Origin of the sequence: Acinetobacter sp., from assembly GCF_050285345.1 — a bacterium.
In the GTDB taxonomy this organism is placed as follows: domain Bacteria; phylum Pseudomonadota; class Gammaproteobacteria; order Pseudomonadales; family Moraxellaceae; genus Acinetobacter.
In genome coordinates this window covers 1-10,992 of sequence record NZ_JBLZXR010000031.1, presented here as the reverse complement: position 1 = coordinate 10,992, position 10,992 = coordinate 1, and the positions used below count along the sequence as shown (strand labels likewise).

9 protein-coding genes are annotated in these 10,992 nt (G+C 40.0%); 2 read left to right on the top strand and 7 right to left on the bottom strand.

Annotated elements, in window-relative coordinates; genetic code table 11:
- Window positions 1-36: 36 nt before the first annotated feature.
- The 5 genes from ACN6OV_RS02945 to ACN6OV_RS02925 all read right to left on the bottom strand — a co-directional run bounded on the left by ACN6OV_RS02945 (window position 37) and on the right by ACN6OV_RS02925 (window position 5,223).
- A complete protein-coding gene (locus ACN6OV_RS02945) occupies window positions 37-828 on the bottom strand; it encodes a hypothetical protein (RefSeq protein ID WP_427949513.1) in 792 nt (263 codons plus the stop codon).
- A gap of 513 nt (window positions 829-1,341) precedes the next feature.
- Window positions 1,342-2,976, bottom strand: coding sequence for a chaperonin GroEL (gene groL / locus ACN6OV_RS02940; RefSeq protein ID WP_427949511.1), 1,635 nt, complete (start codon window positions 2,974-2,976; stop codon window positions 1,342-1,344).
- Between the two features lie 66 nt (window positions 2,977-3,042).
- A complete protein-coding gene (locus ACN6OV_RS02935; protein ID WP_427949510.1) occupies window positions 3,043-3,333 on the bottom strand; it encodes a co-chaperone GroES in 291 nt (96 codons plus the stop codon).
- A 185-nt stretch (window positions 3,334-3,518) separates the two neighbouring features.
- The gene (locus tag ACN6OV_RS02930) at window positions 3,519-4,304 is read right to left on the bottom strand and encodes a metallophosphoesterase family protein (RefSeq protein WP_427949507.1); all 786 of its coding nucleotides are present in this window, start codon (window positions 4,302-4,304) and stop codon (window positions 3,519-3,521) included.
- Window positions 4,285-5,223, bottom strand: coding sequence for a diacylglycerol/lipid kinase family protein (locus tag ACN6OV_RS02925; protein ID WP_427949506.1), 939 nt, complete (start codon window positions 5,221-5,223; stop codon window positions 4,285-4,287). Before ACN6OV_RS02925 ends, ACN6OV_RS02930 begins: the two co-directional genes overlap by 20 nt.
- A gap of 413 nt (window positions 5,224-5,636) precedes the next feature.
- Here ACN6OV_RS02925 and ACN6OV_RS02920 point away from each other — a divergent pair, with 413 nt between their 5' ends.
- Complete coding sequence (locus tag ACN6OV_RS02920) at window positions 5,637-7,466, top strand: phosphoenolpyruvate carboxykinase (GTP) (protein WP_427949504.1); 1,830 nt, start codon at window positions 5,637-5,639, stop codon at window positions 7,464-7,466.
- Between the two features lie 70 nt (window positions 7,467-7,536).
- On the opposite strand, the gene glpD is transcribed toward ACN6OV_RS02920, so the two are convergent.
- Window positions 7,537-9,057 carry a glycerol-3-phosphate dehydrogenase gene (glpD, locus tag ACN6OV_RS02915; protein WP_427949502.1) on the bottom strand — a complete coding sequence of 507 codons (1,521 nt, stop codon included), beginning with the start codon at window positions 9,055-9,057 and terminating at the stop codon, window positions 7,537-7,539.
- Window positions 9,058-9,606: 549 nt separating this feature from the next.
- Here glpD and ACN6OV_RS02910 point away from each other — a divergent pair.
- Window positions 9,607-10,035 carry a hypothetical protein gene (locus ACN6OV_RS02910; RefSeq protein WP_427949515.1) on the top strand — a complete coding sequence of 143 codons (429 nt, stop codon included), beginning with the start codon at window positions 9,607-9,609 and terminating at the stop codon, window positions 10,033-10,035.
- 78 nt (window positions 10,036-10,113) lie between these two features.
- Here ACN6OV_RS02910 and ACN6OV_RS02905 read toward each other — a convergent pair whose 3' ends face one another.
- Complete coding sequence (locus tag ACN6OV_RS02905; protein WP_427949500.1) at window positions 10,114-10,782, bottom strand: class I SAM-dependent methyltransferase; 669 nt, start codon at window positions 10,780-10,782, stop codon at window positions 10,114-10,116.
- Between the last annotated feature and the right edge of the window lie 210 nt (window positions 10,783-10,992).

The window sequence follows — 10,992 nt, the reverse complement described above, 5'->3', positions numbered from 1 at the left end:
GAACTAAGTTTAGAGTTAAAGATATTGATAAATTATTTAAAGATTACTGTAATGATTTATTTGGTATTTAGCTATATTTCCCAATAAAGCACTTGCCAATAGCTGCTCCAGACGCTCCTGATCACCAGCACAGGTTTTAAGACGGTTATGTATATCCAAATCCAGACATGCAGATGGCCCGATCATGCTTTGTGCTAATGGATTTGAATAAGATAAGCTCAAGTCCTGATTTAGCAAGATAATACCGACCTTTAAACTATCCAATACCGCACAAAAACTGAGATTATCCTGCTGTATCAGACTGATCTGCCGATGAATCTGTAAAGACCGACGTAAATGTATTCCAATCCTTCTTAGAAAACTTAGCTCAGCCAGCCCAAAGCCCTGAGTTTTTGGGGTACGGTGTATCCCCATTACAGCCCAACGATAATTTCCTCTATCCAACAATACTCCAGCCATATAACCGATCCCTGTCGGCTTAAGGCACTTTTCATAAAATAGATACTGCTCAGTTTTGGGGTCATCTGCATAATGCCGACAGTCTTGTTTAAGGGCTTCCCCCATATCAAGCTTATCCCATAAAGGCATATGCAACTTCATATCAATGATCTGAATCCGTTCATCTTGATAAGCAGATAAGCTTTCCTCTGGAATATTGCATGTATAAACAAAGTCATAAGCTGGATTGAATTGATCAAAACCGGTAAAAATTGCACTGTGACTGTGAGTATATTTCACAATCTCCTGAACAACCTCTAACCACAAAGCAGGCAATAAAGCAGCATCATAAATTTTTGCAATGATATTATTTTCCTGTTCTGCTTTCATAACAGCTCTTTTTAATAATTGTTTTTTAAATTATAACGTTAAAGATTATAAAGTTAAACTAAAGAAAACTTATCACTTATTTTGTATTTAAATAACTTTCACCATTCTTCTGGCTTTAATCTAATCCCTTTATCACATAGCAGAAGCTACAGAAAACCAACTTGAATGAAAAAAGGTGTTTTTCCTATTTACTGATTATGAAGGGATTAAATTTAGAGGAATTTCAACCTAGATCAGACTTATGAGTTGAGTGAGGAGCATTTAGATCAAGGCAGACGTGATGTGACTGAAATAAAAGATAGTTTCACTATTATTCTTGATAGTAAAATAGAGAATCAAAAAAATTTTATAGCAGATAATTTCTTCGAAATCTGCGATATTGAAATAGGTAAGAAAATAAAGTCAGCTGAATTTATAAATCACTTAAAAAGTCACCTTAATAATTTTGTAACTAAATAAAAAATCCCTGCATATTGCAGGGATTTTTTCAGATCAAATGATCGGGGGGATGACTTACATCATGCCGCCCATTCCACCCATTCCGCCCATGTCAGGCATTGCAGGTTTGTCTTCTGGGATTTCAGTAATCATACATTCAGTCGTCAACATTAAACCCGCAACAGAAGCCGCATGCTCAAGTGCAGAACGCGTTACTTTAGCAGGGTCAAGAATACCCATTTCTAACATATCGCCATATTCTGAAGTTGCAGCGTTATAACCGAAGTTACCTTCGCCTTTTTTCACCGCGTTAATCACAACTGATGGCTCATCGCCCGCATTCGCTACGATTTGACGAAGCGGTGCTTCAATTGCACGACGTAAAATGTTGATACCAACAGTTTGATCATCATTCACACCCGTTACACCATCAAGTGCTTTTGCAGCGCGTACCAGTGCAACACCACCACCTGCAACAACACCTTCTTCCACTGCTGCACGAGTTGCGTGAAGCGCATCGTCAACACGGTCTTTTTTCTCTTTCATTTCAACTTCAGTTGCTGCACCAATTTTGATCACTGCAACACCGCCAGCCAATTTAGCTACACGTTCTTGAAGTTTTTCTTTGTCGTATTCTGAAGTTGATTCTTCAATTTGCGCACGAATTTGAGTTACACGCTCAGCAATTTGACCTGCATTACCTGCACCATCAACAATCACGGTATTTTCTTTAGACACGGTCACTTTGTGCGCAGTACCTAAGTGTTCAAGTGAAGCTTGTTCAAGTGACATGCCCACTTCTTCAGAGATCACTGTTGCGCCAGTCAAGATCGCAATATCTTGCAACATTGCTTTACGACGGTCACCAAAACCAGGGGCTTTCACCGCACATACTTTGATAATGCCGCGCATGTTGTTAACAACAAGCGTTGCCAATGCTTCGCCTTCAACATCTTCAGCGATGATTAGCAATGGTTTACCTGTTTTTGCAACTGCTTCAAGAACAGCAATCAATTCACGGATGTTACCAACTTTTTTATCGACAAGAAGAATGAATGGGTTTTCAAGCTCTGCAGTCAAAGTATCTTGTTTGTTTGCGAAGTATGGAGAGATATAACCACGGTCAAACTGCATACCTTCAACAACGTCTAAAGAGTCTTCGAAGCCTGAACCTTCTTCTACAGTGATTACACCTTCTTTACCTACTTTTTCCATTGCTTGCGCAATCAGCTTACCAACAGTGGTATCTGAGTTTGCAGAGATTGAACCCACTTGTTCAATCGCTTTAGTATCAGAAGCAGGTTTTGCAGTTGCTTTAATATCAGCAACAATGGCTTTAACCGCAATATCAATACCGCGTTTAAGATCCATTGGGTTCATACCCGCAGTCACTGATTTGATACCTTCATTCAAGATTGCTTGAGCCAATACAGTTGCAGTTGTTGTACCATCACCTGCGATGTCATTGGTTTTAGAAGATACTTCACGTACAAGTTGAGCACCCATGTTTTCAAACTTGTCTTTTAATGTGATTTCTTTTGCGACAGATACACCATCTTTAGTGATGTGCGGCGCACCAAAAGAACGGTCGATTACAACGTTACGGCCTTTAGGACCTAAAGTTACTTTTACTGCATCTGCAAGGGTATTTACACCAGCAATCATTTTGCTGCGTGCTGAATCACCAAATTTTACGTCTTTAGCTGACATGCTTAACTCCAAATATTTTTAAATTTTAATCAATTCGTTTTCTTTAGCAGAAAATAAGCGCTCTAATTACCCTTCAAGCACTGCCAAAATATCTGACTCTTTCATGACAAGAAGCTCTTCGCCTTCTACTTTCACTTTAGTCCCTGCATAAGCACCAAACAGTACGTTATCGCCCACTTTAACGTCTAAAGCACGCACACCGTTATCTGTTACTTTGCCATTACCTACAGCAATAATTTTGCCTTGTGCTGGCTGTTCTGCAGCAGAAGTACTCAAAATTAAACCACCTGCAGTTTTTGTTTCCTTTTCTACGCGGCGAATTACAACGTTGTCATGTAAAGGACGAATTTTGCTCATTTCTAACTCCATAGACATTATTTGAATGTCATTTATTACGATGTGAAGATGACTTCTTATTCCTAGGTCATCAACAAAATTTTGATATGACACTTTTGTGGGGATGGAATAAAACGCTTCAAGGGCAAATCTTAAATTTTTTCATCTTTTTGTATTTTTTTTCTTCGAAATTGCTCTGAAAGCATTTAAAACTTATCTAAAACGCGAGTACCAAAATTTTCCTCAAATATTTTTAACTTTGGATGATAAAAATAATGGCGTACATTCATGTGTTTATCGATGACATTAAAACTGTTGGCAAGGTTTTCATGTAACCGATAAGAAATTGCCGTACCAGCATGAATATCCCAGACTGGATGTCCTGCACCTAAGTCATAAATTTGATTTAAATCATAACTCGCGGGGACATGCAAATGACCGTGTAATAAGCCATTTAAACCATGCTGACTCCACTGCTCCAAAGCCAAACGACCTTGTACTGGGCAATCCTTCAAACCATGCGGCTCATTGGGTGGCGTATAAAAGGGTTGATGTGCAATTACCAACTTTAACTTATTTTTCGGTGCTGCTTTTAACAACGTATCAACATATTGTATTTGTTCTAAGGAAATATGGCCACGTGTGTGATAACGCCGCCGTATACTATTGACCCCGATAAAATAAAAATGTTCAGTCTCTAATACATTTTCCAGAACACCAAAGAATAATTGATAGCGGGTAAATGGACTAAAAATCCGATTCCATACATGGTACAGCGGAATATCATGATTTCCGGGCACCACGATATAGGGCAAATTCAGGCTTTCCAGAAATTGCTTACAGGCATAAAATTGCAAATAACGCGCACGCTGAGTCAGGTCACCACTTGCAACGACCGCCTCTATGGAATGCTGTGCACAAAAGTGCTGGATCGCCTGCATACATTCAGGCTTTTCAGTCCCGAAATGCAGATCAGACAGATGCAGAATCATTCGGTACCCGTATATTTAAAGCATTTTTTTGCACAGAAATATTCAGCGGTGGCTGCATGGTGACAATTTCACCATCTACCGCCACGGTCATTTTTGTGCGTTTTGAATGAATCGTGACCTGATCTGCGGCAAAACTATAAACATCTGGTGCATTGTCAATATTGCCGCGAATGAGCTGCCACAGAATTTTAAATAACGTGCGTTTATCACTTTTGGCCACCACCACACCTGCAACTTTACCTGCGGCAGCATCTTTGGCAATTTGCAAATTTAACTCAGCCAATTGCAATTGATTATTGCCAAAAAAGATCAATGGCGTTTTGACAGGGTAAATTTGATGATCGACTTCAATCTCCAATTTCAGTTCTTTACGATCTCGAATCAGTACATCTAGGCCTGAGGTATAGGCATGTAAAGGGAAACGTCCAAATTTTAGGTTGTAATATTCACGCTTTTGAATAAATAATGGATATAGCCCTAAACTGGCATTATTCAGATAAATATGATCATTGATTTGTGCCACGTGAACTTTTCGATCATCACCTGTGGCAATCACTTTGGCTGCTTCCATAACATCCAATGGAATATTGAGAAGCCGCGCAACATAATTAAAGGTACCTAAAGGCAATATGCCCATTGGGATTTCCGTCTGCATTAAACACTGTGCGACCGCATTTAAAGTCCCATCTCCTCCTGCAGCAACCACCACACCGATATTGTTTTGATCTTGATGGCGCAATAAAGCTTTGTGCATTAAATCATCAAAACAAGACTCTTGCCCAATCTCGAAAGACTGTATTTCATAATCATATTCCGATAATAAACGCACAAGTTCTTCATAGATTTCATCTTTATTTACTGCATGAAACCCTGATTTCTTATTATAAATAATCGATAATGGCTTGGCTTGTTTAGACATTTTTTATACACCCAGAACGCCTTCATATTTATTTTGTCGAATTTAGCAACAAATAATAGCCCCTTTATGTAAAATTCGAATTACCACCATTTATTTAATCAATAATAATTCTCATGTAAGAATTTGTTTCAAGACATTGATTTGATTAGAAATAAATATATAAAATATTGTCCATCATTTTTATAAATAGAACAAAATATATCTTATTATTCAAATAAACATTTGTTTTATATAATTATTTAAACCAAATACCATTAACTACCCTAAAAAATCTACCACTTCTTTAGTCTTATTTTTTTTATGATTTTATGCTTTAATACAGCCACTTTTTTTTCATATTTTATCTGCATGGTGTAACCCATGATGCAGATTAGACTTTGTACGGTTAGTACATATTTGAGATAGGCCTCACCATGACCCAAGTGAACGCACCAGAATTCGTTCGTCACCCTAAGCTTATTGCTTGGGTGGAAGAAATTGCCAAATTAACCAAACCAGCAAAAATCGAATGGTGTGACGGTAGCGCAGAAGAATATCAACGTTATATCGACTTGATGATCGCTAACGGCACTATGCAAGAACTTAACCAAGAAAAACATCCTGGTTCTTACCTTGCTAATTCTGATCCTTCTGACGTTGCTCGTGTTGAAGGTCGTACTTTTATCTGTTCAGAAAAACAGGAAGATGCTGGCGCAACAAACAACTGGGAAGCTCCAGCTGAAATGCGTGCTCGTCTGAACGGTTTATTCGACGGTTCAATGAAAGGTCGTACTTTGTACGTTGTTCCTTTCTCTATGGGTCCTTTAGGTTCTCATATTGCGCACATCGGTATCGAATTGACTGATTCTCCTTACGTTGCAGTAAGCATGTCAAAAATGGCTCGCATGGGTAAAGCTGTTTATGACGTACTTGGTACTGATGGCGAATTCGTTCCTTGCGTACACACTGTTGGTGCACCGCTGGAAGAAGGTCAAAAAGATGTTGCATGGCCTTGCAACCCTGAAAAATACATCGTGCATTACCCAGAAACTCGTGAAATCTGGTCTTATGGTTCAGGTTACGGCGGTAACGCATTGTTAGGTAAAAAATGCCTCGCTTTACGTATTGCATCTTCTATGGGTCGTCAACAAGGCTGGTTAGCTGAACACATGCTAATTCTTGGCGTGACCAACCCACAAGGTGAAAAACACTACATCGCAGCGGCATTCCCTTCTGCGTGTGGTAAAACAAACTTCGCAATGTTAATTCCACCAGCAGGTTATGAAGGTTGGAAAATTGAAACTGTAGGTGACGATATTGCTTGGATCAAACCAGGTGAAGACGGTCGCTTATATGCAATCAACCCTGAAGCTGGTTTCTTCGGTGTAGCACCGGGTACAAATACCAAGACTAACCCGAACTGTATGGCAACATTGACTAAAGATGTTATCTATACCAACGTTGCAGTCACTGACAACGGTGAAGTTTGGTGGGAAGGTCTTTCTAAAGAAGCACCTGCTAACCTGACCAACTGGAAAGGTCAACCACACGTTACTGGTGAAAAAGCGGCACATCCAAATGCTCGTTTCACTGTTGCTGCAGGTCAATGTCCTTCTATTGATGCTGACTGGGAAAATCCAGCAGGTGTTCCAATTTCTGCGTTCATCTTCGGTGGTCGCCGTGCAGACACAGTGCCTCTAATTTCAGAAGCATTTGACTGGGTTGACGGTGTTTATAAAGCTGCGACTATGGGCTCTGAAACGACTGCTGCTGCTGTTGGTCAACAAGGTATCGTTCGTCGTGACCCATTTGCGATGCTTCCATTTGCTGGCTATAACATGGCTGACTACTTCTCTCATTGGTTAGAAATGGGTAAAGAAGTTGGTGAGAAAGCTGCTGCTCATGGCAACAAACTTCCTGGTATCTACAACGTGAACTGGTTCCGTCGTGATGCTGAAGGCAACTTCGTATGGCCTGGTTTCGGTCAAAACATGCGTGTTCTTGAGTGGATCATTGACCGTTGTGAAGGTCGTGCAACTGCTGTTGATACGCCTATCGGCCGTGTACCAACTTTCGAACAATTGAACTGGACTGGTTCTGACTTCACGAAAGAACAATTTGATCTTGTAACTTCACAAGACAAAGATCAGTGGATCAAAGAACTTGAAAGCCACACTGAGTTATTCAACAAACTTGGTGATCGCCTTCCAGAAGCACTTAAAACTCGTCAAGCTGAGTTAATTGCTGCTGTTAAATCTGCTTAATCGCTGATTAAGTCATAAAAAAGACCGCTTTATGCGGTCTTTTTTTATTGTATATTTTTTCAAGAAAAGCTTAAGCTACTTCTTGTGATTGCTGACGTGCATGTAATTCAACGAGATATTCACCTAAAGCCTGAATCTCAAGATCGCTAAATTGTAAATATAATTTGCTACGTCGTTTTAAAATGTCTTCACTCGATCTTGCCCATTCATGGGCCACCAAATAGTCCACTTCCTGAGCATACACACCATGACCGAAGTATTGTCCTAGCTCCTGAACAGAGGTTGCAGCATCAAGCAATCGCCAAACACGCGTACCGTAAGCATGCGCCCAACGAGATGCAATTTCAGCATCAATATCATCCATCTGCTGTTGAATTTTTTCAATCAGATGCTCGATTGAATGTAAATTTTCTGCACCCGGCAACATCGCTTCTGCTGTCCAAGCCTGAGTCATTTGTGGAAAATATGCTTTTAAAGTCGTCATCGCAGATTCAGCCAGTTTACGATAAGTCGTTAATTTTCCGCCAAAGACTGAAAGCAATGGTGCATGCCCTGTACCTTCATCACTCAAGGCAAGCGTATAATCACGGGTCACAGCCGATGGATTATCAGACTCATCGTCACATAAAGGACGTACCCCCGAATAAGTTGCAACAATATCACCTTGTGTTAGCTGAATTTTAAAATGATGATTAGAGACTTCCAGCAAATAGTCGATTTCCTCTTGCGTGATTTCAACATGCTCAGGATCACCCTGATATTCACGATCCGTGGTTCCAATTAAGGTATATTCTTGTAAATATGGAATCGCAAAGATAATACGTTGATCATCATTTTGCATAATAAAAGCTTTATCACCCGCATACAGCTTAGGCACAATAATATGACTGCCTTGAATCAGCCTGATGCCATAAGGTGATTTTTGCTGCAAACCTTGCTGGATAAATTCAGCCACCCACGGTCCGGCAGCATTAACCAAGACTTTTGCCTGAACCAGATGAATCCCATGTTCATTTTCCAATTGTACCTGCCAATGACCATTTTCTTGGTATGCCGCAACACAGCGTGTACGGGTATAAATATCTGCGCCCAACTCTCTTGCTTGCATTGCATTCAACACCACCAAGCGAGCATCATCAACCGCACAATCCGAATATTCAAATCCTTTGGTAATGCCCGAATTGAGTGGGCTATCCACATCACTAAACTCAACTAAATTTGAGCTCGCCAGTTGTTCCCGTTTTCCCAAATGATCATAAAAGAATAGGCCCAGCCGAATTAACCAGGCCGGACGTAAATGAGGTTCATGCGGCATAATGAAACGCATGGGGCGTATGATATGCGGTGCTTTTTTTAGTAGAACTTCACGCTCAGCCAAAGCTTCACGCACCAAACGAAACTCTTTGTGTTCTAAATAGCGCAAACCGCCATGAATCAATTTACTGCTTGCAGATGAGGTATGGCTGGCGAGATCATCTTTTTCACATAGCAGCACAGAAAGTCCACGGCCTGCGGCATCACAAGCAATGCCTACACCATTTATCCCACCACCAATGACCAGCATGTCATAAATTGGGTGTTGTAGATTCATAAACACCTCGCCCTTTTCAGATTATTCTCGTTATCACATTTCGAATTGTGTAGATTTTCGTCGTTATCAATATTCATTTTCACGAAGTCATATTAGAAATGTACGTTGATTCTAGTTTTGTCACAATAGCCTGATTCTTCATTTTAAATGTCCCATCCCTATTCAAAACAAAAATGATGACAAGCCGATAAATTGTACAGCAATTAAACCTAATGGCTTTTTTAATTTTCAACTTCATTATTCTTTTAATTCATTGATCATTCAGCATTTTACCCTCCTTCTCTTTCACTCACAGATCTAGAGCAAGATAAGCATGATGATTTTCATTGGCTTATTAATTTAAAACTTTTAACACAGAGATAAAAATACCACTAGATCACTGATAACTTATCCTACCTCTTTGTTATGAGCTTTAAGACGATTAATACCTATTTTATTGGGATTTTTATCGTTCTCATTTTAGAAATAAAAGCTTTCATGACTTTAGCCATCGAGTCTCTACCTAGGCTGTGGCATACTAAAACCATAACTACACACGGCGAATGAATGATGAAAAATATTTACAAAGTTTTGAGTTTGGGTATTGTTGCGATGTCATTGGCAGCGTGTCAAAGCGCACCACGTGCTTATAATGGTCAAACAGGTTATCAAATTGAATCGAAATCTGTAGATACAGCTACTTTGGCCTACACGCTAGCAGGTCGTCAAAATCAGCAAATGGATGCCAATAAATTACAACGTGCTTGCCAAAAAGTTTTAAACACACAAAAGACCTATCAATTAAAAATCCTGAGTGTGAACGAAATTGCTAATCCTGCACTAGAAAGCGCGCACTATGGCCGTCAAATTGGCAATAGCCGTACCAGTATTGGTCTATCCAACACTCCTGACTTACGTAATTCTGAAAACTTAGGTGCTCGCGATGCTTTAGATGCACGTCCTGCAACCTTACGTGTCGTTCGCTACACTTGCTCTTAATGGTATTTTCGTTTCATATCAACGAAACATTAGACAAAAAATAAGACGCAATAGGCGTCTTATTTTTTTGTCTAATGTTTAAAGCGTTTTATAGAAGCTGACATTTCTAAACTCTGGCGATTCATCGAGATCCGGCCACGTGGTTGCACTAAGTTCATCCAGCTTTTCATATTTGGGATGACTGAAATTTTTCACCCGACTGTCCGCCACCCACACTTCTGGTGCAAACTTTAAAAATTCATCTAAGAAAAATCGATTGCATTGGTCATACAATACATCGGCTGCAAGCAAAATATCGACCTGCTCTGCCTTGTATAAATCATCCAAATATTCAAGCTCAACATCATTCAGTTCGGCATTGGCACGGCAAGCATCCAAACTGACTTGGTCTATGTCACAGCAAATTACCCGTTTTGCTCCAGCCATTTTCGCTGCAATCGCCACCACACCTGAACCTGCACCAAAATCTAGCACCACTTTATCTTTCACATGATGCGGTTCTGCCAATAACCACTGCGCCATTGCTAGACCTGACGCCCAACAAAAAATCCAATACGGCGTATCATTCCAAATACGACGAATAACTTCATCATCGAGCTTATCGGTTGGGAATACAGGTGGAATCAACCAGAGGGAAATCGGTGTTTCAGGCAATTGCTGTGTATGTAATTCACAATTTGGAATCACATCATGCAAAGCATTAAGCAAGTGTTCAGGGGGGGGAGGAAATTGGAAAGTACAGCTCATATTAAGCCTTGGAGATGATTTTATTTGAATTTATAAACGTATTGGATACGCGACACCGTCATCTGCTGCTGTGCGAGACACACCTCAATCGAATTAACACTGTTTCTGCGACAGCATTAATCAAAAGACAGAATATGTCGAGTTCAGCAGATGACAAATGGTTTTGGTTACTTTTGCCGAAACAAAAGTAACATACGAGCTTCTTACATT